This window comes from Streptomonospora wellingtoniae (assembly GCF_031845375.1).
Classification (GTDB): Bacteria; Actinomycetota; Actinomycetes; order Streptosporangiales; family Streptosporangiaceae; genus Streptomonospora; species Streptomonospora wellingtoniae.
Genome location: NZ_JAVREK010000011.1, coordinates 1 through 24,989, shown reverse-complemented (window position 1 = coordinate 24,989; position 24,989 = coordinate 1). Strand labels below are relative to the sequence as shown.

Here is a 24,989-nt window from a genome sequence, read left to right as displayed (position 1 = left end):
GAGGGGGCAAGCGTGACCAACAACCCTAATCGGGCGCACAGCGGAGCGTAGCGCACGGGGCCGTGGTCCCGGCCCCCGGGGGGAGGGGCGCCGCGGGCGGGGTGGAGGAAGCGTGCGCGGGTCGGGCGGGGAGCGGCGGCGGGCGGGCTCGTCGCGGCTCAGCGAGCGTCTGGCGGGCGGTAGGCCACTCCCAGGTCGGCGGCAAGGTCGCGCAACTCGGCCTCGAAGAGGGTCTCCATGTCGTCGGAGACGAAACCCAGGTGCTGGAAGACCTCCATGCACACGATCCCGTAGAAGCGCACCCAGCAGCCCAGCAGCACGCGTATGGCGCCGGCGGAGGCGCGGTCGCCGCTGAAGCCGGTGAGGCTGGCGAAGGCGTCCAACTGTGCGCACAGGGCGGGCGAGGCCTCCGGCTCGTCGGGGACCGTGAAGCGCCCCTCGGCGATCAGCCGGTCGAACAGGGCGACGAAGGTCGACGCGAAGCGCTGGCCCGCCTCGGCGGCAGGACTGTCCTCGGGTGAGGAGGCCGGCGGCGTGCCGGCCGGGCCGAACAGAAGCGCGAACTCGGGCCGGTTGGCCAGTCCCCACGCGCGCACGGCGCGCAGCGCGGCCAGCAGGCGGCCGTCGGTGTCGGAATCGGGCTGCGAGGCCTCCGCTGCGTCCACGGCGGCACCGAGCTCGGCGAAGAGTTCGGCTTGCAGCGCCTCCAGCAGATGGTTGAGACTCGCGAAGTAGCGGTACAGCCCGGGCGCGGTCATGCCCATCTCGCGGGCGATGGCCCGCAGAGACACGCCCGACGCCCCGTGGGCGGTCAGGTGCCGCCGCGCGATCTCCTTGATCTCACGCGATGTGGCCTGGCGCACCCGTTCGCGCCGAGTGCCCGAGGGTGCGGCCTCTACCTGGTGAAATGTGGGCTGTCTGGTCAAACCCCGTCCTTCTCGGCCCCCGCGGGGCGTCCTGGGAGGCCGTGTAGGAGATTAGTGTGGCGGATCAGGCGAACCGTGAACAGCGTGTTCTCCGGTGAACGTCGTAATCCGCTAACGGTGTTCACGTTTCTCCCACTCTACGTTGCCCGACGATGGGGAATAGAACATGTTCGCAGCTCTGGGTCGCTTCGGCTACCGGTGGCGAATCGCGGTACTCGCCGCCACGGCGCTGTTCGCCGCGTTCTCCGCATTCTGGGGGACCGGCCTCTTCGGCGCAGTCAGCGACGGCGGGTTCGAGGCGCCCGACGCCGAGTCCTCCCGCGCGGGCGAGGTGCTGGCGGAGGAACTCGGCCACGACGCCGTCGACGTCGTGGCCGTCTACCGCAGCGACGAGATCCGCATCGACAACCCCTCGTTCGCCGCCCAGATCGAGAAGCTGCGCTCGGACCTGCCCGACGACCGCATCAAGTCGATGCAGACCTATCTCGACGACGGCCTCGGCAGGACCGAGCGCGGCATCCTGGTCTCCGAGGACCGGCACGCGACGTATGTGCCCATCACGCTGGCCGGCGGCTCCGACGCCGAGCGCATGCACAACTACGAAGTGGTCAAGGAGGAGCTTGACGCCGGGCCGCTGGAGACGAGGCTCGGCGGCAAGGTCGCCGTCCAGCAGGAGCTCTCCGCCAAGGCCGAGAGCGACGTCGTGCGCGCCGAGCTGATCTCTCTGCCGGTACTGCTCGTGCTGCTCGTGACGATCTTCGGGGGCGTGGTCGCTGCGCTGATGCCGCTGGCCGTCGGCGGATTGGCGATCCTGGGCTCGCTGACCCTGCTGCGCGCGCTCACCCACGTCACCGAGGTCTCGGTGTTCGCCGTCAACGTCGCCACGATCCTGGGGCTGGGCCTGGCCATCGACTACGGGCTGTTCATGGTCAGCCGGTTCCGCGAGGAGTTGGCGCGCGGCGCCGAGGTCCGGGAGGCGGTGCCGCGCACCCTCTCCACCGCCGGACGCACCGTCGCCTTCTCCGGGATCACGGTGATGATCGCCTTCGCCGGCCTGCTGTTCTTCCCCCAGCCGATCCTGCGCTCCATCGGCCTGGGCGGCATCGCAGTGGTGCTGTTCGACGTGCTGGCGGCCCTGGTCGCCCTTCCTGCACTGCTGTCGGTCGCCGGCCGGCGCATCGACGCGCTGCGCCTCTTCGGGCGCCGCCGGCGCCGCGCAGCGCTGCGAGAAGCCGGCGCGCAGGGCGCGCCCGAGGCCCGCCACCGCCAGGGCGGCTGGGCGCGTCTGGCCCACAGCGTGATGCGCCGTCCGACGCTCTACCTGGTCACCGTCGGCGCGGTGCTGCTGGTCTTCGCGTCGTCGCTGGCCTACACCGAGCTGGGCTCCACCGACCAGCGCTACCTGCCCCAGGAGTCCGGCAGCCGCCAGGCCATGGAGTCGCTGCGCGAGGACTTCCCGGCCGGAGGGATCGGGCGCATCGACGTCGCCGTCACCGGCGGCCCGGGCAAAGAGGCGCTGTCCGGCTTCGCCGACCGGCTGGGCCGCCTGGAGGGAGCACAGGCCGCCGAGGTCGCCCGCACCGGGGACGGCGTGACGCACATCACCGTCGCCTACAAGGGTGCGGCCGACGACCCGGCCACCTCCGAACTGGTGCGCGACGTCCGCGGCGCCGCACCGCCGAAGGGCGCCGACGAGGTCCTCGTGGGCGGAGCCGCCGCCATGCAGATCGACAACGTCGCCGCGATCGTCGACGCCCTGCCCGCCACCCTGGTGTTCGTGGCGGCGGTGACGCTGGTGCTGCTGTTCCTGGCCTTCGGCTCGGTGGTGCTGCCCGTCAAGGCCGTGGTGATGGGCGCCCTCTCGCTGGGCGCCTCGCTGGGCGTGGTCGTGTGGGGCTTCCAGGAGGGGCACCTGTCGGGTCTGCTGGACTTCACCACCGTCGGCACCATCGACCCGACCTTCATCGTGCTGATCGTCATCATGGCGTTCGGCCTGGCTATGGACTACGAGCTGTTCCTGCTCAGCCGCGTCCGCGAGGAGTTCGCGCGCACCGGCGGCAACGCCCACTCGGTCGCCACCGGCCTGCAGCGCACCGGCGGCATCATCACCAGCGCCGCCGTGCTGCTGGTCGTCGTGCTCGCCGCGATGGGCACCTCCGACCTGCTCTTCCTCAAGATCATGGGAATCGGGTTGGCACTGGCCGTGGTCGTCGACGCCACGCTGGTGCGCGCACTGCTGGTGCCGGCGACCATGCGTCTGCTGGGCCGGTCCAACTGGTGGCTGCCCGCGCCGCTGCGCCGTCTGCACGACCGGATCGGCATCACCGAGGGCGAGGCGGCCGTCGAGGAGGAGCCGCGCGAACGCGAGCGCGAGCCGGTGCGGGTGGGCTGATCCGGCGGGCGCCGCCGGCGCGCGGGAGGCCTGCGGCGCTCAGACGTGGTCGCCGCGGTGGTCGCGGAGGTCCTCGAAGCGCAGCCCGGGCCGGTGGGCGTGCGCGGCCTCGACGATCTCGTCGAGGCTGTGGTCCCAGGTGGGCCGCACCCGCACGGCGTGGTCGGTGCGCCAGGGAGGCGGTGTGCGGAAGGGCCGGTCGGCCTCGTCGGTGGGAACGAAGTCCAGGTAGTGCATGCTCACCGTGCCGCCGCGGTGCGGCACCACCTGGGTGCAGGCCCGCAGCAGCGCCACGTCGCGCCAGGGCAGGACGATGTCCTCCCGGGCCGAGCGCGGCCAGGGCGCCGGGAAGCGCGCCCCCGCGCCGTCGACCACCAGGACGGGGCGCGGCGAGAGCAGGCGGGCTACCGAGACGATGCCCGCTCCGCCGAACACGAGGACGGCCAGCAGGCCCATCGCGACGTCGACCAGACCGCCGCGCAGCATCAGGGCGATGCCGGTGCCGGTGAACACGGTGCAGGCGACAGCCAGCCACGCCCCCTCCCACGTCACGCGGAAGCGGTTGGTGAGGACGAAGTCTGCCGTCGCGCCCGCCATGCCCACCAGCATAGGTCCCCGAGCGCCGTGCGTCTCGGCTGCGTGCGGGGGCGCCGCGGTAGGGAGCAGCGGGGGAGGGGCGGGAGAGAACCCGCGGGGGCGCTGCGCTTTGGGGGCTGCGGTCCGCGGTGGGCGGCGCCCTCCCGGCGGTGCCGGTCCCGCGCCGGGGCGCGGGACCGGCCGATGCCCGGGCGAGCGGTGTCAGACCGCCTTCGGGCCGTCCGGGTGGAACCTCGCCCCGTTGACCTTCTCCGAGATGCCGGAGCGGTCCAGGTAGGGAGTGATCCCGCCCAGATGGAAGGGCCAGCCCGCCCCGGTGATCAGGCAGAGGTCGATGTCGGCCGGCTCGGCAACCACGCCCTCGTCGAGCATGGTGCGGATCTCGCGGGCCAGCGCCTCCAGCGCCCGCTGCTTGATCTCCTCCTCGCCGGAGGCGCCGTCGCCTCCGCCGGCGAACATCTCCCGCACCTCGGGATCGATCTGGAGGTCGGACCCGAAGATCTCCGTCCGGCCCGACTCGACGAGCCGACGCAGCTGGCCGGAGACGCCGAAGCGGTCCGGGAACGCCTCGCGCAGCGTCTCCGACACGTGCAGGGCGACGGCGGGGCCCACCAGCTGCAGCAGCATCAGCGGCGACATCGGCAGGCCCAGCGGCGCCACCGCGCGGTCGGCCACCTCGGGCTCGGTGCCCTCCTCCACGGCGCCGAGCACCTCGCCCATGAACAGGGTGAGCAGCCGGTTGACGACGAAGGCGGGCGCGTCCTTGCACAGCACGGCCGTCTTCTTCAGCTGCTTGGCGGTGGCGAAGGCGGTCGCCAGCGCCGCGTCGCCGGTGTGCTCGCCGCGGACGACCTCCAGCAGCGGCAGCACCGCGACCGGGTTGAAGAAGTGGAAGCCGACGACCCGCTCGGGGTGGCGCAGCTTCGCGGCCATCTCGGTGACCGACAGCGAGGAAGTGTTCGTGGCCAGCACCGCCTCCGGCGAGACCACCGCCTCCACCTGGGCGAATACGTCCTGCTTGACCTGCATGCGCTCGAAGACGGCCTCGACGACGAAGTCGGCGTCGGCGAAGGCGTCCATAGTCAGCGAACCGGTGACCTGGGACTTGAGCCGGTTGGCCTTGTCGGCGCTGACGCGGCCCTTGGCCAGCAGCTTGTCCACTTCGCCGTGCACGTAGCCCACGCCGCGGTCCAGTCGATCCTGGTCCAGGTCGGTCAGCACCACCGGCACGTCCAGGCGCCGGGCGAACAGCAGGGCGAGCTGGCCGGCCATCAGGCCGGCGCCGACGACGCCGACCTTGGCGACCGGGCGGGCCAGCGACGTGTCCGGCGCGCCCGCGGGGCGCCGCGCACGCTTCTGGTTGAGGTCGAAGGCGTAGAGGCCGGCGGTGAGCTCCTCGCTCATGATCAGGTCGGCCAGTGCCTCGTCCTCGGCGGCGAAGCCCTCGTCGCGTGTGCGGTCCTTGGCGGCGGCGACCAGCTCCAGAGCCCGCACCGGTGCCGGCGCCGCGCCGCGCAGCTTGCCCTCCAGCATGAAGCGGGCGTTGTCGATCGCCTGGTCCCAGGCCTGGCCGGTGTCGACCGCAGGCCGCTCGACCGCGATCTCGCCCTTGACGACCTGGGCGGCCCAGCGCAGCGACTCCTCGACGAAGTCGGCGGGCTCGAACATCGCGTCGGCGATGCCCATCGAGCGCACCTGGGGGCCCTTGATCGTCTTGTTCTGGGCCAGCGGGTTGTCGACGACGATCTTCAGCGCCTGCTCGGCACCGATGAGCCTGGGCAGCAGGTAAGTGCCGCCCCAGCCCGGGACCAGGCCCAAGAACGCCTCCGGCAGTGCGAAGGCCGGCACGCCCGAGGACACGGTGCGGTACCGGCAGTGCAGCGCCGCCTCGACGCCGCCGCCCATGGCCGCGCCGTTGACGAAGGCGAAGGTGGGCACGTCCAGTTCGCCGAGCTTGCGGAAGACGTCGTGGCCCAGCTTGGCGACCGCGAGAGCCTGCTCGCGGTTCTGCACCTGCGGCACGCCGGTCAGGTCGGCGCCAACGGCGAAGATGAACGGCTTGCCGGTGACGGCCACGGCGGCGATGTCGGTGCGGGCGCGCGCCGCCTCGATCGCGTCGTCGAGGCTGAGCAGCCCGGCCGGGCCGAAGGTGTTGGGCTTGGTGTGGTCGTGCCCGTTGTCCAGAGTGATCAGCACCGCCTTGCCGGCGCCGTACGGAAGCTGGACGTCGCGGGAAAGCGCGCGGGTGACCACCTCGTCGGCGAAGACCTCGCGCAGGGACTCGCGGGAGACGGGGGCGCCGGCCGCGCCCCGCTCGTCGGTGCCGCTCACTTGGCGCTCCCTTCCCAGTTGGTGTTCTCCCAGAGCACGGTCCCGCCCATGCCCATGCCCACGCACATGGTCGTGAGGCCGTAGCGGACGTCGGGCCGCTCGGCGAACAGGCGCGAGAGCTGCATCATCAACCGCACGCCCGAGGACGCCAGCGGGTGGCCCAGCGCGATCGCACCGCCCCACGGGTTCACGCGGGTGTCGTCGTCGGCGAGGCCGAAGTGATCCAGGAAGGCCAGAACCTGCACGGCGAAGGCCTCGTTGATCTCGATAAGGCCGATCTCGTCCATGCTCATGCCCTGCCGCCGCAGCAGGCGCTCGGTCGCCGGCACCGGTCCTTCGCCCATCACCTCGGGATCGACCCCGGCGAAGGAGAAGTCCACGAGGCGCATGCGGGCGTCCAGGCCCAGGTCGGCGGCGACGTCCTCGGCGGCGATGATCGCGCCGGTGGCCCCGTCGTTGAGTCCGGCGGCGTTGCCCGGCGTGACGTTGCCGTGGGCGCGGAAGGGCGTCTTCAGTCCGGCCAGGCCCTCCAGGGTCGTCTCGGGGCGCGGCGGCTCGTCGGCGGTGGCCAGGCCGTAGCCCTGCTCGGCCGAGCGGACGAGCACCTCGACCAGGTCCTGCTGGATCCTGCCGTCCGCGTAGGCCTTGGCGACCTTCTCCTGGCTGCGCAGGGCGTAGGCGTCGGCCCGCTCCTTGGTGATGGAGGGGTAGCGGTCGTGCAGGTTCTCCGCGGTGTTGCCCATGACCAGGGCCGAGGGGTCCACCAGCTTCTCGGAGAGGAAGCGCGGGTTGGGGTCGACGCCCTCACCCATCGGATGGCGGCCCATGTGCTCGACGCCGCCGGCGATGGCCACGTCGTAGGCGCCGAAGGAGATGCCCGCTCCGCTGGTCGTGACGGCCGTCATCGCGCCCGCGCACATGCGGTCGATGGCGTAGCCGGGCACGCTGCGGGGCAACCCGGCCAGGAGTGCGGCGCTGCGGCCGATGGTCAGGCCCTGGTCGCCGATCTGGGTGGTGGCGGCGATGGCCACCTCGTCCACACGCTCCGGCGGCAGGCCGGGGTTGCGGCGCAGTAGTTCGCGGATGACGCGCACGACGAGATCGTCGGCGCGTGTCTCGGCGTAGAGGCCCTTGCCGGCCTTGCCGAACGGAGTCCTCGCTCCATCGACAAAAACGACATCACGGGCAGTTCGCGGCACGATTTGCCCTCCTGGTTCCAACGGACGGGTGACCGGTACGAGCACATGCTACTCGCCGGTAACTAGTGCGGCGAGCAGCCCCCGCGAGCACCGCCGAATCCCGCGTTGAGGCCGCTTCCCGAGGGGAGGAGCGCCCCGTGTCCTCGTCCGGCCGACGCCTGCCACCCAGCGCAGCGGCCCGCGGGAACCGCTGATCGCGGCCGACCGCCGGGCACCGCCCGACCCGCGCGCCCCTGCGAGGACCGGGCCGCCCGGGCCTGACCGGACGGCCGCACCGGGACGCCGCACGCGTTGCGAGCCTGAAACCGAACGGCTCCCGGAGAGGCGAAGCCGAGAACCCGGGCAAGGCGTGCCAGGGGGTCAGAAGAGGGCGGCGGCCTCGCGGTGGCGGCCCAGGGCGCTGAGGGCGCCGGCCAGGTCGCGGCGCATGCGCAGGGTCAGCATGCGGATGTCGGGGTCGCCCGCCGCCGAGAGGCCGTTGAAGTAGGCCGTGTGCAGCGTCTCGACCGCGTCTTCCAGACGACCCGCCTGTGTGTAGGCGCGGCCCAGCCGGTGCTGGACGAGGAGGTGGTCCAGGTGGCGCGCGCCCAGGCGGCGGCGCCGCTGGGCGAGGACCATGCGCAGCTGCTGGATGCCGTCCTCGTCGCGGCTCGCGGAGGCGCACGCCAGGCTCAGGCCCAGGCGCAGATCCTCGCGCGCCTCGGGGACGCCCGCATCCTCGATGGCCTTCTCATAATGCGCGATCGCCGCGTCGTAGCGTCCGCTCTTGCGGTAGTTGATCGCCAGCCGGCTGCGCGCCGCCACGGTGTCGCCCGCCACCGGGCCCAAGTGCTCGTCGCGGCGCTTGAGCAGCGTCTCCCACTGCTCGGCGGCTTCGGCGTGGCGGCCGGAGTCCTCGTAGCTCCAGGCCAGGTTCTCCCGGACGACGTCGGTCTGGCCGTGGTCCTCACCGTAGTGCGCAGCGGCGTCCCGCAGCGCCTGCTCGAACTGGGCGACGGCCGCCTCGCGCCGGCCGATCTGGGCGTACTTGCTCGCCAGGTTGTTTCGCGAGGTGATGGTGCGCGGGTGGTCGGAGCCCAGTGCGGCGACGTGCTCCTGCAGGATCTGCTCCAGCGCCGCGGCGCGCAGCGCCGGGGTGCGCCCGTGCTCCCGCTGGTCTGAGCGGGTGGCGGTCCCCGGCTCAGCGGGAGCGAAGCCGGCCCGGTCCAGCAGTGTGCGCCAGAACGCCATGAGCCTCACCCCCCAATCGGTAACATCGGTCGACCGCCACGGAACCTCGCCACTTCGCATCAAGAACAGCACGATTCCATAACATAATCCGCCCTCCGGTTGGTGCGAGATAAAGGTGCGGGGTCCATTGGCGTGATCTAAGTCACAATTCGCCTCAGGAGTGCAAAAGGAGGTTTAACAACGTAATCATCGGACAAGCAAGACTACCCTGCGTGCCCATCTGGATACGAGGAGGCGCGCGCATGCGCGGGGAGGGGCCGCGGGCGGCTCAGTCGGCCGCCCGGTGCAGCGCCTCCGCGAGGCGCTCCGCCGTCAGACCCACCTGCCATTCGCGGGCATGGTGCTGGCGCAGGTGCTCGGCCACCGACCCGGCGTCGGTGTGCTGCGGCGGCGACCAGGCCAGTCGGCGGACGGCGTCGGGCTGCAGCAGATTCTCCGCCGGCATCGCGATCCGCTCGGCGACGGCCGAGAGATCCGCGCGCACCGCCTCCAGGCGCCGCGCCGCGGCGGGATCGCGGTCGGCCCATCGGTTGGTGGCAGGCGGACCGTCGCCCGGGGCGCTGGGCTGGGGCAGCTCGGCCGCCGGCATGCCGCGTACGCGGTTGATCGCCTTGAGCCAGTTGGGGACGTACCGGCGCGCCAACCGCACGCTGAACTGCTTGATCGCGGTGAGCTGCGGAGCGGTGGCGGGCATCGCCGTCGCGGCCTCGACGATCGCGGCGTCGGGCAGCACCCGGCCCGGCGAGATGTCGCGCTCGCGGGCGATGCGGTCGCGCTCCAGCCACAGTTCGCGCACGACGCCCAGCCCGCGCTGGTTGCGCACCCGGTGGATGCCCGAGGTGCGGCGCCAGGGGTCGGGCCGGGGCTCCTTGGGCGGAGCCTGGAGCATCCAGGCGAACTCCTCGCGCGCCCACTCCAGCTTCCCGGCCTCCTCCAGCTCGCCCTGCAGCGCGTCGCGCAGATCCACCAGGACCTCCACGTCCAGCGCGGCATAGGTCAGCCAGTCCTCCGGCAGCGGGCGCACCGACCAGTCCACCGCCGAGTGCTCCTTGGCCAGGCGCAACCCCAGGACGCGCTCCACCATGGAGCCCAGGCCCACCTTCTGGTAGCCCAGCAGCCGCCCTGCCAGCTCGGTGTCGAACAGCAGGGCGGGCTTCAGCCCGACCTCGCCGAGGCAGGGCAGGTCCTGGTGTGCGGCGTGCAGCACGGTCTCCGCGCCGGACAGCGCGGAGTCCAGGCCCGACAGGTCCGGGCAGGCCACCGGATCGATCAGCGCGGAGCCGGCGTCGGCACGGCGCAGCTGGACGAGGTAGGCGCGCTGGCCGTAGCGGTAGCCCGACGCCCGCTCGGCGTCGATGGCCACCGGCCCCGTGCCCGCGGCGAAGGCCTCGGCGACCCGGTCCAGGTGCGCGGAGTCGGAGACCACCGGCGGCAGCCCCTCGCGCGGTTCGCGAAGCAGCGGCGCCTCGGGTTCGGCCTCCTCGCGCGCATCGCCCTGCCCGTTGTCCGGATCGGGGGTACCTGTCTTCGAGTTCAGCACGTTCGCCACCCCTCCACGGTATGCGCTCGCCGCGCCGCGGGCGCGTCCGGAGCGCGCTTGCGCGGATGCGGCGGTCAGACCCGCGCCGCGGCGGCCGGCCGGTGCGCACGGCTCGCCGCCGCCGCGGTGGGGTCCGCGCCGGATCAGAGCGCCGGTGGGCTCACCCTTCGGCGCGCCCGCGCCGCTGGGCGATGTCGGCGACGTCGACCGGCGGAAGACCCGCGGCGGCCGACAGCAGGTCCAGCCACACCTCCATGTCGGCCGACAGTTCGTCCGCATCGGGCGACCACGAGGCGCGCAGCTCCAGTTCGGTGGTCACCGGCTGGTCGGCCTTGTCGGCGAAGCCCTCGGTCGTGGCGCGCGTGACGGTGCCGCTGAGCCCGCAGTGCGAGGTCCCGCGCCCCTCCAGGGCCTCGGTCAGCCAGCTCCATGCGACCTGGCCGAGCAGGGGATCGGCGGCGATCTCGGTCTCCAGGTCGGCGCTGACCCACACCACGATGCGGAAGGGGGTGGGCCAGTCGCGGGTGCCTTCCGGGTCGTAGAGGACGATCAGTCGGCCGAACGCGGCGTCCTCGTCGTCGGAGCGGACGGTGGCCGACATGGCCACGGCGTGCGGGGCGAGGCGCTTGGGGGCGGGGATGTCCTCGACCGCGATCTCCGATCGGACCGCGGGTGCGCGCAGACTCTCGACCGCTCGTCGGAACGCGGGTGGCGCGTCATCGACCCTACCGAGAGGGGGCATGATGGAAACGACAGCCTTAATCTTGTTTGCGGGGCACTGGCAGCACCGGAGACCGCGACCCGTGCGACAGGGAAGCTGACGGACGCACGTCCGCGGCCCGCCGCCGAAGCGGAGCGCACCGGCGATTGCGGCGCGTGACGGCGGGTACCCCATGACGGTGGCACGAGTCACGGGCCATCACGCGGAGTTTTCCCGGCGTGTCGGCCATTTGTAATGATCTTGGGACCGGGCGCGCGGTGCGGGCCCACGCATGGCCGCGTAGCGGACACAGGCGCTCCGCGCGCATGGCACGATCGAGTTGTGACGCTGCACGACTCTCCATTCCTCCGCGCCTGCCGGCGCCTGCCGGTGCCGCACACGCCGGTGTGGTTCATGCGCCAGGCGGGACGCTCACTGCCCGAATACCGCAGGGTACGCGCCGACGTGCCCATGCTCGACGCCTGCGCGCGCCCCGACATGATCGTCGAGATCACGATGCAGCCGGTGCGCCGCTACGACGTCGACGCCGCCATCTACTTCAGCGACATCGTCGTGCCGCTCAAGGCGATCGGCATCGACCTGGACATCAAGACCGGCGTGGGGCCCGTCGTGGCCGAGCCCATCCGCGACGCCGAGGGAGTCAAGCGGCTGCGCCCGCTGGAACCCGGCGACGTCCCCTTCGTCTCCGAGGCGGTGGGCGAGCTGGTCGGGGAACTCGGCGAGCGCCCGCTGATCGGCTTCGCGGGCGGTCCCTTCACTCTCGCCTCGTACCTGATCGAGGGCGGGCCCTCCAAGAACCACGAGCACACCAAGGCGCTGATGTACGGCGACCCGCAGCTGTGGGCCGACCTGATGCAGCGCCTGGCCGCCATCACCGTGGAGTTCCTCCGCGTCCAGGCGCGCGCCGGAGCCGGCGCGGTGCAGCTGTTCGACTCCTGGGTGGGTGCGCTCAGCGCCGACGACTACCGCGAGTCCGTGCTGCCCTACACCTCCTGGATCTTCGAGCGCCTGGCCGAGCTGGACGTGCCGCGCATCCACTTCGGCGTGGGCACCGGCGAGCTGCTCAGCCTGCTCAGCGAGGCCGGCGCCGACGTGGTCGGCGTGGACTGGCGGGTTCCGCTGGACAAGGCCGCCCAGCGGGTCCAGCCGGGTACGGCGCTGCAGGGCAACCTCGACCCCGCGACACTGTTCGCCCCCTGGGACGCGGTCGCCCGCCGGACCTCCGACGTCCTCTCCGCCGGCTCGGCGGCGGAGGGCCACGTGTTCAACCTGGGCCACGGTGTGCTTCCCGACACCGACCCGGACGTCCTCGCCCGGCTGACGGAGTACGTGCACACCGAAACGGCCCGCTAGCACGGACCCCCGCCCCCGGAACCGGCGCGCGCACCGCCCCAGCAGCGCCGATCTTGTAGCTATCGTGAAGGAAAACGATTTCCGTTTGCGATAGCTACAAGATCAACGGAGTTCGGGCCGGGTGCCGCCGGTCTCGGCGCCTTCGCCGGTCTCGCTGTCGCCGTCGGCCGGGCCCCGCGCGGCGCGGCGGCGGCGCCACAGCAGCCACGCCGGCGCGCCGACCGCCGCGGCGAGCGCGAGGAACGGCAGCAGCCAGCCGACCGCGACGGCGGCCGCCTGCGCGACGTCCACCAGCGCGCGCCAGCCGCGCTGCAGGCCGCCGAGGAAGCCGATCGAGTCGTCCGCCGGCTCCTCCACGTAGGTCTCCGGCGGCGCCAGGTCCAGGTGCACGGTCCCGTAGGACGTCTGCTGGGCGAGGGACTCCTGGCGGGCCTGCAGCGCCTCCAGGTCCTCCTGGCGCGTGCTGATCTGCTCCTCGACCGCCAGCACGTCCTCCACGGACTCGGCCTCGTCGAGCAGTTCGCGCAGCCGCTCCAGCGACGCCTCGGCCGACTCCACCCGGCTGTCGACGTCGGCGACCTGCTCGGTGACGTCCTCGACCCGGCGGTCCAGGCTGGAGCGGGTACCCAGAGCGGCCAGCTCCTCCAGCGCGTCCTCGTAGCGCTTCTGCGGCACGTGCAGCGTGAGTGAGGCGTGCGGGGGGCTGCCGTCGGCGGTCCGGACCTTCTCCGCGGCGACGTAGCCCCCGGCCGACTCCGTCCAGTCGGCGGCCTCCTCGGCTGCGCTGCGCACGTTCTCGACCTCGACCGAGAGGTCGGCGGTGTGGACCAGGTCGCGTTCGGCGACGGGCACATCGGCCGCGAGCTGCGCACCGGAACCGCCGGATACGTCCTCCTGCTCCTGGGCGCCGGGCTGGGCGGGGGCGGCCCTCCCGCCTTCCTGCCCGTCGGCGGAGCCGACGGACGGCGATTCGCCGGCGGATCCGTCCGAGGCCGTGCATCCGGCCAGGGCCGCGATCAAGGCCAGCAGGAGGGCTGCGGCCGCCACGGCGGCGCGCGCGGTTCGGCTGCGGTGCGGCGGTGGAGCATGTGCGTGTATTTGAGACATGGCCGTTGGACGCCCGCCCCCGGAGGGCGCGTTTCGGCGGCCGGGTTGCGGCTTGGTCACGTCAGGCCCCGCCCGCACCCCCAGCCGCCGCGGTCGCCGGAGTCACACGCCGACCCCGAGCACACCGCCGCGCGATATCTGGAAAGCTGGGAGCATGCAGCGCAGACAGCACGTCGTCGTCGTGGGTGCCGGGGTCTCGGGACTCACCGCCGCCTACCGCCTGGGTCGGGCCGGGGCCGAGGTCACCGTGCTGGAGGCGGCCCCGCGCGCGGGCGGCAAGCTGTACGCCTCGCCGGTGGCCGGCGTCCCGGTCGACGCCGGCGCGGAGTCGGTGCTGGCGCGCCGTCCCGAAGCGCTGGACCTGATCGAGGAGCTGGGGCTGGCCGACCGCGTCGAACACCCGGCGCCGCTGCCCGCCGCCGTCTACAGCCGCGGCCGCCTGCGCGCCTTCCCCAAGGGCCAGGTGATGGGCGTTCCCGGCGACATGGCCGCGCTCGCCCGCAGCGGCGTGCTGTCGGTCCCGGGTGTGCTGCGCGCCGGCCTCGACCGCGTCCTGCCCCGCACGCGCCTGGAAGGCGACCCCTCGGTGGCCGGCTACATCGGCGCCCGGATGGGCGGTGAGGTCGTCGATCGCCTTGTCGAGCCGATGCTGGGCGGCGTCTACGCCGGGCGCGCCGAGCGGCTGTCGCTGGACTCGACGCTGCCCCAACTCGCGCCGCTGGCCCGCGAGGAGCGTTCACTGGCCCGCGCCGTGCGCCGCGCGGCCCGGCAGCAGCGCGCGCAGGCCCGTCCCGGCGCCCCCGCATTCGCCACCCTGCGCGGCGGGATCGCGACACTGGCCGACGCTCTGGCCGCCGGAAGCGGCGCGCGCGTCGAGACCTCGGCGACCGTGCGCAAGCTGGAACGCGCCTCTTCCGGCGGCTGGACGCTCACCGTCGGGGCCGCGGCGCCCGACGCGCCCTCGTCCGCTCCCCGCGAGGTCGCCGCCGACGCCGTCGTGCTGGCGTGCCCCGCACCGGCGGCCGCCCGGCTGCTGCGTCCGCTCGCCCCGGCCGCCGCGGACGATCTGTCGGGCATCGAGTACGCCGGAATGGCCGTCGTGACCCTGGCCTACCCCCGGTCCGCGTTCTCCCGCCCGCCCTCCGGCAGCGGCTTCCTGGTGTCGGCCCGCGAAGGACTGAGCATCAAGGCCGCCACGTTCAGCAGCCTGAAGTGGCCGTGGCTGGCCGAGGAGCTGGAGCGGTCCGGGCCCGGTGCGCGCACGCTGCTCGTGCGCTGCTCGATCGGGCGCGCGGGCGAGGCGGAGCGGTTGCAGCGCGGCGACGACGAGCTCGCCGCGGCGGCCGCGGCCGACCTCGCCGCGGTCTGCGGGATCGCCGGCGCCCCCGCCGAGCAGCGGGTCACCCGCTGGGGCGGCGGGATCCCCCAGTACGACACCGGCCACGCGGCCCGGGTGGAGCGCATCCGGGCCGCGGCGGCCGGCCTCGGCGGCGTCGCCGTATGCGGCGCCGCCTACGACGGGGTGGGAATCCCTGCCTGCATCGCCGGCGCGTCCCGCGCCGCCGAGGACGTCCTGGCGCCCGCGCACGGCCCCGCCGGCGGCGCGGCGACGGCGCCCACGAGAACCGACCCGACAAGGAGCCATCCGTGACCACGGGGCAGCACAGCCAAGGCGCGGACGACGCGCAGGACCTCAACCAGCTCATCCGCTACACCATGTGGTCGGTGTTCAAGGCCGGCGACCTGTCCGTCGCCGACCGCGGCGCCGCGGGGGAGGAGCTGGCGGCACTGTTCGACGGCGCGGCGGAGAAGGGCGTGACCACGCGCGGCTGCTACGACGTGCAAGGCTTCCGCGCCGACGCCGACATGATGTTCTGGTGGGTCGGCGAGACCAGCGAAGCGGTCCAGGAGATGTACGCGTCGTTCCGCCGCACCCGGCTGGGCCGGCTGAGCACGCCCGTGTGGTCGGTGGTGGGCCTGCACCGCCCCGCCGAGTTCAACCGCAGCCACGTACCGGCCTTCCTCGCCGGCGAGGAGCCGCGCGAGCACCTGTGCATCTACCCGTTCGTGCGCTCCTACGAGTGGTACCTGCTGCCCGACGAGGAGCGCCGCGCGATGCTGGCCGAGCACGGCAAGATGGCCGCGCCCTACCCGGACGTGCGGGCCAACACGGTTTCGACCTTCGCGCTGAGCGACTACGAGTGGATGCTGGCCTTCGAGGCCGACGAGCTGCACCGCATCGTCGACCTCATGCGCCACCTGCGCGCCGCGGAGGCCCGCCGCCACACGCGGCTGGAGGTGCCGTTCTACACCGGCCGCCGCAAGAGCCCGGCCGAGCTGGTCGAGGCGCTGGCCTGAGACCGGTCCCGGGCGGGCGGCGCCGATCGTCCCCCGCCCGGTCGGCAAGCGGCCGGCAGTCCCGGCCGCCCGCCGCCCGGGCGGTCCTCAGTCCGCGGGGCCGCTCGGCGGCGGCAGGGGGGGCCGAGGCGTGCTCACACGCGCGTGGCGGCGCGCGGTGAGCAGATAGGCCGGTACCGCCGCCAGGAGGACCAGTACGAGGCTGGAGCCGGAGTACAGCAGCGCCGTGCCGGCGGGCGCGTCCATCGCCCAGGCGGTCAGGCACGCGACGCTGCCCGCGATCCAGACCAGTACCGCGTAGGCCATGCGTCCGCGGGGCTTGGGGTACTCGACGCGGCTGACCATCAGCCAGGCCACCGCCAGGACCGCCGCCGAGCCCACGAGCACGGGCGGGTCCAGAAGCACGACGGTGATCACGGCCATGGCGCCGAAGGGGCTGGGCAGCCCGGTGAAGTTGCCGCAGCCGGGGCTTTGGCAGGAGAACCGCGCCAGGCGCACCACCACCGCCAGCAGCACCGCGGCGGCCGCCGCGACGGGCAGCGCCCCTCCGCCGCCGGCGAGCGTCCCCCAGGCCACGACGAAGAACGCGGGTGCGAAACCGAAGCTGATCACGTCGGCGAGGTTGTCCAGCTCGGCGCCCATACCGCTGCCGCCGAGCCGGCGCGCCACCCGTCCGTCGAACAGGTCGAAGCCCGCGGCGACCAGCAGAAGCACCACGGCCGCGGCGACGGCTCCGCGGTCCAGGGGCCCGGAGCCCCCGCCGGCCAGGTGGGCGGACTGCGCCGCGGCCAGCTGCCAGACCGCCATGAAGCCGCACAGGGCGTTGCCCAGGGTCAGGTAGTCGGCGACGGCAAGGCGCAGCCGGGGCGCGGGCGCACCGGCCGCGGCGGCGTCGCCGGCGGCGGCCGCATGGAGCCCGTCCGCGTCCGTGGCGGCGGGATCAGTCGCGGTCGAGGCGGGTTTCTCCGGCTCGGACCTTCTGCCCGACCTCCACCGCCGGGGCGACCCCGGCCGGAAGGTAGACGTCGACGCGTGAGCCGAAGCGGATGAGGCCGATCCTCTGCCCCTTCTCCACCTGCTTCCCTTCAGTGAGATACGGGACGATACGCCGGACCATCGCGCCGGCGATTTGAACGACCGTGACCTCACCGATCTCGGTTTGGAAGGTCCAGATGACGCGCTCATTACGCTCGCTGTCCTTGTCGAATGCGGGTCGGAAGCCGCCGGGCCGGTGCTCGATCCGGGTGACCGCCCCCTCCAACGGAGCACGGTTCACGTGCACGTTCAAGGGGTTCATGAACACGGCGACGCGGGTGCGGCCGTCGCTCTGGTCGTCGATGGACTGCACGACGCCGTCGGCGGCGCAAGCGAACCCGGCGCCGGCGGCGACGCGGTCGGGATCGCGGAAGAACCACACCAGGGCCAGCGCCAGCGCGCCCGCCGCAACGGCCGCGAACAGCAGTGCGGGGACAGCCGCCGATGCGGCTGCCAGGACGAGGACCAGGGCGAACGCGGGCAGCAGCCACGGCGCCGAGCCGCGGGCCATGCGGACCCGCAGGAGTCCGGGAGCGCGGGCGGGGGCCGGGGTCTGCCGGTCGTGTTCGGTCATTGCCAACTTCCATCGGAGGCGGGGCCGGGCCCGCGCCGTGCGCTGCCGCGCGCGCATATGCGGGCGCAGCGATCGTAACGGCTGGAGGAACGGGGATCACCAGCCGAGTGAATCCATGAAGCAGGATGCTATTGCACTGAGTCGTCTGCCTCCAGCGTGAGAGCCACGGAGTTGATGCAGTATCTGGCGTCGGTGGGGGTGTCATACCCCTCGCCGTAGAAGACGTGGCCGAGGTGGGACTCGCAGGCGGCGCAGCGCACCTCGGTGCGCACCATGCCCAGGGAGCCGTCCTCGTGCAGGGTCACCGCCTCGCTCTGGGCGGGGTCGAAGAAGCTCGGCCAGCCGCAGTGGGACTCGAATTTCTCGCCGGAGCGGAACAGCTCGGCGCCGCAGGCGCGGCAGCGGTAGACGCCGGTGGCCGAGGCCGAGACGTACTCCCCGCTCCAGGGGCGCTCTGTGGCGCCCTGGCGCAGCACGGCGAAGGCCTGCGGGTCGAGGACCGCCCGCCACTCCTCCTCGGACTTGTGTACGGATCCGGTCGTGTCATCCATACCGGTGACGGTACCGCCCCTCCCGCTTCTTCGCCTGTTTGAGGAGGCTATGGCCTGTCGCTCCCGGGTCGACCCCCGATGGGCCGATGAAAGGTCATTTCTTCACCGCTGGGAAGTTCGCCGGAAAGGTCGCCGGGTACGGAACGTGGTGAGGCTACTGGCAGCCGGGAGTGTGACAATGCTGGTTTCGTATCGACAGCCATTGATCCACCGACAGCCGCTCCATGTGGGGTGGCCCCGCTACTACCGCCTCTGGATCGATCACCAGCTCGTCCGGATCCGCCACGGACTCCGGCCGGGATGGACGGCACTAGCCGCAGCCGCCTCCGAGGTCGTCTGGGTCACCCGGCTCACCGCCGGGGCCGTGGCCCTGCGCGCGGCCCGGATGCGTCCGGGCCCGTGGACCGACGGGAAGCTGCTGGCGCTGCTCACGGTGGTCGCATTGGGATCGTTGGCCGTCGCCGGCGTGGTGGGCTATGCCCTCAGCCGGTGGGTGGCGAGCGGTCCGGGCGACGTCTTCCCCGCTGCGGGCGGGGCGGTCGCCGTCGGAGGAGTCCTCTTGGTCCTGGTCTTCGTGGTCTTCGCGTCGGTCGACGGAGACCGCTCCAGGGCCGGTCCGACAGAGGGCGGGCGGTAGTTTCCGGTCCCGGTTCGCCCAGCGGGCCGGGGCCGTCCTCTCCCGGCCCGCCGAGCGGCACGGCACCGCGCCGGCCGGCGGGCCCGCCGGCGGGAGCCGCAGGTTCTCTAGCGAACCCGTCGCCTCCATACGCGCATGAAAGCGCTGCTGCGTCAACAGCCGAAAGCCCGGCCGCGCGGGCAATCGCGCGAACCGTTACGGCTGTGGCGGTCAGGCGTCGAAGTCGTACTGCAGGACGTAGGCCGAGCCGTCCAGGGTCATCTCGTTGAACTCCACCGCCGTGTGATCGTCGGTCAGGGCGGTGCGCAGCACGTCCAGCACCGGGGTCCCCGCGCTCAGGTGCAGCGCGGCCGTCTCCTCGGGTGTGGGCATGCGCACCCGGATCTCCTCGGTGAAGTGGGCGGGAGCGCGCCCCTGCTCGGCCAGGCGGGCGTAGATGCCGCCGGGGCCGGTCTCGGGCCGGGCGATGGCCGTTCCCGCGGCGAATTCGGCGGGAAGGTAGGAGGTGGCCAGCTGCATCGGCCGATCCTCCAGCCGATAGCGACGGTGCCGGCGCACCACCGCGGCTTCGTCGGTCAGCCCGAGGGCGCGGGCCACGTAGGCGGGCGCCGCGACCTCGGCCACCTCGACGCTGTCGGTCTCGAACGAGCCGCCCGGGGAGTCGGCCTGCCAGATCGCCCGCCCAGCCCCCCACAGCTCCCGTGACAGGCGCCGCGGGCCGTGCCGCCGCAGCGGCCGGAAGGCGCGGACGTAGACGCCCGATCCCCGAATCGCCACCACGATGCCTTCGTTGATCAGCACCGACAGGGCTTGGCGGGCCGTGGCCCGAGCGACGCCGTACTGCTTCATCAGGTCGTTCTCGCCCGGAACGCGGTCGCCGTCGGAGAGCCGGCCCGAGGCGATGGCGGCTCGCACATCCTCGGCGATCTCGCGGTAGACCGGCGGTGAGTCGTTTTCGGACGTCGGCACTGCGTTCATCCTCTCGCCCGGAATGCACTGCGACGGCGGATCGGGGGCAGCGGCGCCACCGGAGGGCCGCGCCGTGTTCGCTAGGGAAGCCGGCTCGGGTCGGAGCGAATATTCGATTGTCTCAGTTTTTACCCGCAATTGGCGGAGTGTGACTGCGGACCACACTCCGGGTATGTCCGGTTGAAGGTTGATTTATGCGTGATTGGGGGCGGGCCGGAACCGGCCGCGGCGCCTGCAAGGGCCCGCGGCGCAGCCGCCGCGGGCGGCGGACCCCGGCGAGCTTCGCGCTCAGGGCCGCCGGTACCGGGCGAACAGCGAGCCCTCGGATTCCAGCAGGCCCGCCAGGCGCAGGTCCTGGGTGCGGGAGGGTGCGTCCCCGGCGACGATGCGCGCGGCCGCGGGCCCCAGCAGGCGGGGGCTCAACGTCAGGCACAGCTCGTCCAGCAGCCCCGCCGCGGTGAACTCGGCCAGCAGGTGCGGTCCGCCTTCGGTCAGCACCCGGTACAGGCCGCGCTCGGCCAGGGCCTCCAGAACCGCCTCAGGGCGCACCGAGTCCGTCCCGGCCACGACCACGTCGGCGGTCTCCTCGGCCTCGCGGCGCCGCTCGGCGGGCGCCGCCTCAGTGGTGATCACGATGGTGCGCGCCTGGGGCGGCGCCGCCCTGAGCACGTCGGGGTGCACGTCCAAGGAGCGCGTGACCACCGCCAGGGGAGGGGTGGCCGGGCGCCCTTCGCGCAGCCCGGCCCACACTTCGCGCGGCCGCACCGGCCGGTAGCCCTCGATGCGCGCGGTGGCCGCGCCGGCCAGCACGACGTCGGCCTGCCCGCGCAGCACGCCCATCACGGCCCGGTCGGGCGGCGAGGACAGGTCGGCGGTGCGGCCCGACGGGCCCCAGGCCCCGCCGTCGGCACTGGAGACCATGTTGGCGCGCAGCCACGGCCGAGACAGCCCCTCAGGGTAGGCGTAGACGGCGGCGAGATCGGCGCCGTCCTGGGCCGACGGCACCAGCGCGCGGAAGCGGGGCCCCTGACCTGCGGAGCCCGTGGAAGCGGAAGTCATGACTCCCGAGACTAGACAACGGAGGCGACCGCGGCCCGCCGGGCCCGCCGCCTGAGCCGTGCGCGGCCCGCCGCTACTGCCGGTGCGAGACGCGCTTGAGCAGCAGCAGCGCCCGGTCGATCACCCGCACCGTGCCCGCCGCCGGCACCAGTGGCCGGTCGGCGGTGTCGGGTTCGGCGGTGTCCAGAGCGGTCTCCCAGGCGATGCCGTACTCCTGGCCGGGCAGGGTGAAGTCGACGGCCTCGGTGCCGCTGTTGAGCAGCAGCAGGAACGAGTCGTCGCGCACCGGGCGGCCCCGCGGGTCGGGCTCTCCGATGGCGTCGCCGTTGAGGAATACGCCCAGCTCGCGCCCGCCCGAGTTCCAGTCGTCGTCGGCCATCGGCCGCCCGTCGGCGCGCAGCCAGGCGATGTCGGGCAGGCCGCCCTGGCCGGCTTCGCGGCCCTGGAAGAACCGGCGCCGCCGGAACACCGGGTGCTCGCGGCGCAGCCGCGCCAGCTCATGCACGTACTCCAGCAGGTCGGACTCCTCGTCGGCGTGCTTCCAGTCGACCCAGGAGATCTCGTTGTCCTGGCAGTAGGCGTTGTTGTTGCCGCCCTGGGTGCGGCCGATCTCGTCGCCGTGCGAGAGCATCGCCACCCCCTGGGAGCAGAACAGGGTGGCCAGGAAGTTGCGCACCTGGCGACGGCGCAGGGTGACGACCTCGGGGCGCTCACTGGGGCCCTCGACACCGTGGTTGCGGGAGCGGTTGTCGTCGGTGCCGTCGCGGTTGTCCTCGCCGTTGGCCTCGTTGTGCTTGTGCTCATAGGAGACCAGGTCGGCCAATGTGAAGCCGTCGTGGCAGGTCACGAAGTTGATGGAGGCGACGGGGCGGCGGCCGTCGTCCTGGTATAGGTCGCTGGAGCCCGACAGTCGCGAGGCGAGTTCGGGCACCACCGGCTCACCGCGCCAGAAGTCGCGTACGATGTCGCGGTACTTGCCGTTCCACTCGGTCCACAGCGGCGGAAAGTTGCCCACCTGGTAGCCGCCCGGTCCCACGTCCCACGGTTCGGCGATCAGCTTGACCTGGGAGATGACCGGGTCCTGCTGGACGATGTCGAAGAACGTGCTCAGCCGGTCCACGTCGTGGAACTCCCGCGCCAGCGCCGAGGCGAGGTCGAAGCGGAAGCCGTCGACGTGCATCTCGGTGACCCAGTAGCGCAGGGAGTCCATGATCAGCTGCAGCGCGTGGGGGTGGCGCACGTTGAGGCTGTTGCCGCAGCCGGTGTAGTCGAGGTAGTAGCGCAGGTCGTCGTCGGCCACCCGGTAGTAGCTGAGGTTGTCGATGCCGCGCAGCGACAGCGTGGGACCCATGTGGTCGCCCTCGACGGTGTGGTTGTAGACGACGTCGAGCAGCACCTCGATCCCGGCCTCGTGCAGCGACTTGACCATCGCCTTGAACTCCTGCACCTGCTCCCCGCGGGCGCCGTTGGCCGCGTACCTGCTGTGCGGCGCGAGGTAGGCCAGGGTGTTGTAGCCCCAGTAGTTGGTCAGGTCGCGCGCCACCAGGGCGTGCTCGGGCACGAAGTGGTGCACCGGCATCAGCTCGACCGCCGTGGCGCCCAGCGAGGACAGGTAGTCGATCATCGCCGGGTGGGCCAGCCCGGCGTAGGTGCCGCGCTGGTGCTCGGGGATCTCGGGGTGGCGCATCGTCAGGCCGCGCACGTGGGCCTCGTAGATCACCGTCTGGTGATAGGGGATGCGCGGCCGCGCGGAGTTGCCCCAGTCGAAGTAGGGGCTGACGACCACGCACTTGGGTACATACGGCGCGCTGTCGCGGTTGTTGCGCCGGCTGGGGTCTTTGAAGTGGTAGCCGAAGAGCGACTCGTGCCAGTGCACGTCTCCCTCGATGGCCTTGGTGTAGGGGTCGACCAGCAGCTTGTTGGAGTTGCAGCGGTGGCCCCGGTCAGGGGCGTAGGGCCCGTGCACGCGGTAGCCGTAGCGCTGGCCCGGGCCGACACCGGGCAGGTAGCCGTGCCAGACGAAGCCGTCGTTCTCGGTGAGCGCCACCCGGGTCTCGCCGCCCCGCTCGCCGAAGAGGCACAGCTCCACCCCCTCCGCGACCTCGGAGAACAGCGAGAAGTTCGTTCCCGACCCGTCGTAGGTGGCACCGAGGGGGTAGGGGGAACCAGGCCAGACTTCCACCATGGCAAGCAATCTCGTTTCTCATTCGTCCGTTGACGAGATGGTTGTTCCGTCCTGGCCGCCCGAGTATTCCTCGACTTGCCGAATCTTGCAGGTCACCCCGGGTGCAATGTCTGTTTTCGGATTACTTGCGGCTTTAGGTGTGCGGTTTCGGTCGGCTGTGCAGAACCCCGATCCGAATTGCGGTCGCCCGCGCCGCAGCCGGGCGGTACCCGCCCGCCCCGGCCCCTTCCCCGTCCCCGCCCTCCCAACGCCCTCGGGGACCGCGCGTCCTAAGCCGGGCGCGGCCGGGCGCGCTCGATGATCGCGCCGGTTTCGGTGGCGCGCGGCAGGCCGCCGAAGACGCGGCCCCAGTCGCCGCCCAGGCGCGAGGCCGTGAACGCGTCGGCGACCGGCGCCGGAGCGTGCCGGATCAGCAGCGACGCCTGCAGGAGCAGCGCCATCGACTCCACCAGGCGGCGCGCCCGGAACTCGGCGTCCTCGGTGTCGTGCAGCAGCGCCAGCAGCTCCTTCAGAGCGCCGTCGTAGGCGGCGTCGGCGCCCTCGGCCCGCCGCAGCTCCGCGACGAACGCCTCGGCCCCCTCCGGGTGGCGCGCCAGCGCCCGCAGCACGTCGAGGGCCGCGACGTTGCCCGAGCCCTCCCAGATCGAGTTCAGCGGCGACTCCCGGAAGAGCCGCGGCATGCCCGACTCCTCGACGTAGCCGTTGCCGCCCAGGCACTCCAGCGCCTCGGCGGCGTGCGCGGCCAGGCGCTTGGTCACCCAGAACTTGCCCACCGCGACCGCGATCCGGCGGAACGCGGCCTCGGCCTCGTCGCCGCGGACCGCACGGTCGGCGGCGCCGGCCAGGCGCATCATCAGCGCCGTCGCGGCCTCGGACTCCAGTGCGAGGTCGGCCAGCACGTTGCGCATCAGCGGCTGATCGATCAGTGCGCGCCCGAACGCCCGGCGCTGGGAAGCGTGGTGAACGGCCTGCACCAACCCGGCGCGCATCCCGGCGGCCGAGCCGATCACGCAGTCCAGCCGGGTGCCGTTGACCATCTCGATGATGGTCCGCACCCCGCGGCCCGGCTCACCCACCGGCCGGGCGAAGGCGCCGTCGTACTCCAGCTCCGCCGAGGCGTTGGACCGGTTGCCCAGCTTGTCCTTGAGCCGCTGGATCAGCAGCGCGTTGCGGGTGCCGTCCTCCAGCACCCGCGGCACCAGGAAGCACGTCAGCCCCTCCGGCGCCTGGGCGAGGGTGAGGAAGACGTCGCCCATCGGAGCCGAGGTGAACCACTTGTGCCCGGTCAGGCGGTAGCCGCCGCTGTCGGCCGCAACGGCGCGGGTGGTGTTGGCCCGCACGTCCGAGCCGCCCTGCTTCTCGGTCATCGACATCCCGGCGAGGATGCCGGTCTTGGACTCCGGCGGGCGCAACCCGAAGTCGTAGCTGCGCGCGGTCAGCAGCGGCTCCAGACGCGCCGCCAGTTCGGGCGCGTGGCGCAGGGCGGGCACCGCCGCGTAGGTCATCGAGACCGGGCAGGCGTGCCCGTTCTCCACCTGCGACCAGAGGTAGAACTTGGCGGCGCGGGCGACGTGGGCGCCGGGGCGCTCGTCGGCCCACGGGGCGGCGTGCAGGCCGCGGGAGACGGCCGTGTCCATCAGCACGTGCCAGGCCGGGTGGAAGTCGACCTCGTCGACGCGGTGGCCGTAGCGGTCGTGAGTGCGCAGCACCGGCTCGGCGGTGTTGGCCTGCTCGCCCCAGGCCCGTGCGCGGGCGGTGCCTGCCAGGACGCCCAACTCGCGCACCTCCGCGTCGGCCCAGCCGGCCTCCTCGCGCTCCAGAGCCGACAGCAGCGCGGGATCGGCTCCGGCGTCGTAGTCATCCAGGGGCTCGGGCTGGTTGAGTACCTCGTGCGTGGGGGGCATGGGGCGGCCTTCCCTTCGACGACTCCCGAACGGGATTCGGGTCACGTTGGGACAACCCTAGACGAGCGGGCCCCAGCGCCCCGTCCCGCCTGCGGCGCCGGCATGGCATCGTCGATCTTGTAGCTATCGTGAAGGGAAATCGTTTTCCTTCACGATAGCTACAAGATCAACGGGGTTCGGGCCCTGGAATCGGCGCCTAGATCGTTGATGGGGGTTGTTGGGTGTCCCGGGTCAGTGGTCGTAGGCGATCAGAGACCGTTTGACCGGGGCGTCGATGAGCCAGTTGTGCCAGATCGCGGCGTTGAGGGCGCAGATGCGCTG

The 24,989-nt window shown here is 72.7% G+C and carries 20 protein-coding genes; 5 read left to right on the top strand and 15 right to left on the bottom strand.

Features of this window, described 5'->3' with window-relative positions:
- Positions 1-158 precede the first annotated feature (158 nt).
- Positions 159-926 carry a TetR/AcrR family transcriptional regulator gene (locus RM446_RS12035; RefSeq protein ID WP_311545329.1) on the bottom strand — a complete coding sequence of 256 codons (768 nt, stop codon included), beginning with the start codon at positions 924-926 and terminating at the stop codon, positions 159-161.
- A 166-nt stretch (positions 927-1,092) separates the two neighbouring features.
- On the opposite strand from RM446_RS12035, the gene RM446_RS12030 reads away from it, so the two are divergent.
- A complete protein-coding gene (locus RM446_RS12030; protein ID WP_311545328.1) occupies positions 1,093-3,318 on the top strand; it encodes an MMPL family transporter in 2,226 nt (741 codons plus the stop codon).
- Positions 3,319-3,357: 39 nt separating this feature from the next.
- On the opposite strand, the gene RM446_RS12025 is transcribed toward RM446_RS12030, so the two are convergent.
- The 6 genes from RM446_RS12025 to RM446_RS12000 form a co-directional block, all read right to left on the bottom strand.
- Positions 3,358-3,915 carry a hypothetical protein gene (locus RM446_RS12025; RefSeq protein ID WP_311545327.1) on the bottom strand — a complete coding sequence of 186 codons (558 nt, stop codon included), beginning with the start codon at positions 3,913-3,915 and terminating at the stop codon, positions 3,358-3,360.
- Between the two features lie 201 nt (positions 3,916-4,116).
- On the bottom strand, positions 4,117-6,246 hold the full coding sequence (locus RM446_RS12020) for a 3-hydroxyacyl-CoA dehydrogenase NAD-binding domain-containing protein (protein ID WP_311545326.1): 2,130 nt from the start codon (positions 6,244-6,246) through the stop codon (positions 4,117-4,119).
- Positions 6,243-7,445: a thiolase family protein gene (locus RM446_RS12015; RefSeq protein WP_311545325.1), complete on the bottom strand. Its 1,203-nt coding sequence runs from the start codon at positions 7,443-7,445 to the stop codon at positions 6,243-6,245. The genes RM446_RS12020 and RM446_RS12015 overlap by 4 nt, the downstream gene beginning before the upstream one ends.
- Before the next feature lie 360 nt (positions 7,446-7,805).
- Entirely contained in the window at positions 7,806-8,675 is an 870-nt protein-coding gene (locus RM446_RS12010) for a tetratricopeptide repeat protein (protein WP_311545324.1), read from the bottom strand.
- 268 nt (positions 8,676-8,943) lie between these two features.
- Positions 8,944-10,224 (bottom strand): HRDC domain-containing protein, encoded by a 1,281-nt coding sequence (locus RM446_RS12005; RefSeq protein ID WP_311545323.1) that lies wholly within the window; start codon positions 10,222-10,224, stop codon positions 8,944-8,946.
- A gap of 151 nt (positions 10,225-10,375) precedes the next feature.
- Positions 10,376-10,957: a DUF3000 domain-containing protein gene (locus RM446_RS12000; RefSeq protein ID WP_311545322.1), complete on the bottom strand. Its 582-nt coding sequence runs from the start codon at positions 10,955-10,957 to the stop codon at positions 10,376-10,378.
- A 213-nt stretch (positions 10,958-11,170) separates the two neighbouring features.
- Between RM446_RS12000 and hemE the strand changes: the two genes are divergently transcribed.
- Positions 11,171-12,289 carry a uroporphyrinogen decarboxylase gene (gene hemE / locus RM446_RS11995; protein WP_398695023.1) on the top strand — a complete coding sequence of 373 codons (1,119 nt, stop codon included), beginning with the start codon at positions 11,171-11,173 and terminating at the stop codon, positions 12,287-12,289.
- A 102-nt stretch (positions 12,290-12,391) separates the two neighbouring features.
- Here the strand turns inward: hemE and RM446_RS11990 are convergent, their stop codons facing one another.
- The gene (locus RM446_RS11990) at positions 12,392-13,336 is read right to left on the bottom strand and encodes a DUF4349 domain-containing protein (RefSeq protein WP_311545320.1); all 945 of its coding nucleotides are present in this window, start codon (positions 13,334-13,336) and stop codon (positions 12,392-12,394) included.
- Between the two features lie 214 nt (positions 13,337-13,550).
- Here RM446_RS11990 and hemG point away from each other — a divergent pair, with 214 nt between their 5' ends.
- Both hemG and hemQ read left to right on the top strand, forming a co-directional pair.
- Entirely contained in the window at positions 13,551-15,047 is a 1,497-nt protein-coding gene (hemG, locus tag RM446_RS11985; protein ID WP_311545319.1) for a protoporphyrinogen oxidase, read from the top strand.
- 65 nt (positions 15,048-15,112) lie between these two features.
- A complete protein-coding gene (hemQ, locus tag RM446_RS11980) occupies positions 15,113-15,754 on the top strand; it encodes a hydrogen peroxide-dependent heme synthase (RefSeq protein WP_311545507.1) in 642 nt (213 codons plus the stop codon).
- Positions 15,755-15,841: 87 nt separating this feature from the next.
- Here the strand turns inward: hemQ and RM446_RS11975 are convergent, their stop codons facing one another.
- The 3 genes from RM446_RS11975 to msrB all read right to left on the bottom strand — a co-directional run bounded on the left by RM446_RS11975 (position 15,842) and on the right by msrB (position 17,914).
- Complete coding sequence (locus tag RM446_RS11975; RefSeq protein ID WP_311545506.1) at positions 15,842-16,615, bottom strand: CDP-alcohol phosphatidyltransferase family protein; 774 nt, start codon at positions 16,613-16,615, stop codon at positions 15,842-15,844.
- 79 nt (positions 16,616-16,694) lie between these two features.
- On the bottom strand, positions 16,695-17,363 hold the full coding sequence (locus RM446_RS11970) for a phosphatidylserine decarboxylase (protein WP_311545318.1): 669 nt from the start codon (positions 17,361-17,363) through the stop codon (positions 16,695-16,697).
- Positions 17,364-17,491: 128 nt separating this feature from the next.
- Entirely contained in the window at positions 17,492-17,914 is a 423-nt protein-coding gene (gene msrB, locus RM446_RS11965; RefSeq protein ID WP_311545317.1) for a peptide-methionine (R)-S-oxide reductase MsrB, read from the bottom strand.
- 202 nt (positions 17,915-18,116) lie between these two features.
- On the opposite strand from msrB, the gene RM446_RS11960 reads away from it, so the two are divergent.
- Positions 18,117-18,551: a hypothetical protein gene (locus RM446_RS11960; RefSeq protein WP_311545316.1), complete on the top strand. Its 435-nt coding sequence runs from the start codon at positions 18,117-18,119 to the stop codon at positions 18,549-18,551.
- Positions 18,552-18,761: 210 nt separating this feature from the next.
- On the opposite strand, the gene RM446_RS11955 is transcribed toward RM446_RS11960, so the two are convergent.
- The 4 genes from RM446_RS11955 to RM446_RS11940 form a co-directional block, all read right to left on the bottom strand.
- Positions 18,762-19,520, bottom strand: coding sequence for a GntR family transcriptional regulator (locus RM446_RS11955; protein WP_311545315.1), 759 nt, complete (start codon positions 19,518-19,520; stop codon positions 18,762-18,764).
- Between the two features lie 288 nt (positions 19,521-19,808).
- The gene (locus RM446_RS11950; RefSeq protein ID WP_311545314.1) at positions 19,809-20,579 is read right to left on the bottom strand and encodes a pyrimidine reductase family protein; all 771 of its coding nucleotides are present in this window, start codon (positions 20,577-20,579) and stop codon (positions 19,809-19,811) included.
- A gap of 73 nt (positions 20,580-20,652) precedes the next feature.
- Positions 20,653-22,764 (bottom strand): glycogen debranching protein GlgX, encoded by a 2,112-nt coding sequence (gene glgX, locus RM446_RS11945; RefSeq protein WP_311545313.1) that lies wholly within the window; start codon positions 22,762-22,764, stop codon positions 20,653-20,655.
- A gap of 269 nt (positions 22,765-23,033) precedes the next feature.
- Entirely contained in the window at positions 23,034-24,668 is a 1,635-nt protein-coding gene (locus RM446_RS11940) for an acyl-CoA dehydrogenase family protein (RefSeq protein ID WP_311545312.1), read from the bottom strand.
- Positions 24,669-24,989 lie beyond the last annotated feature (321 nt).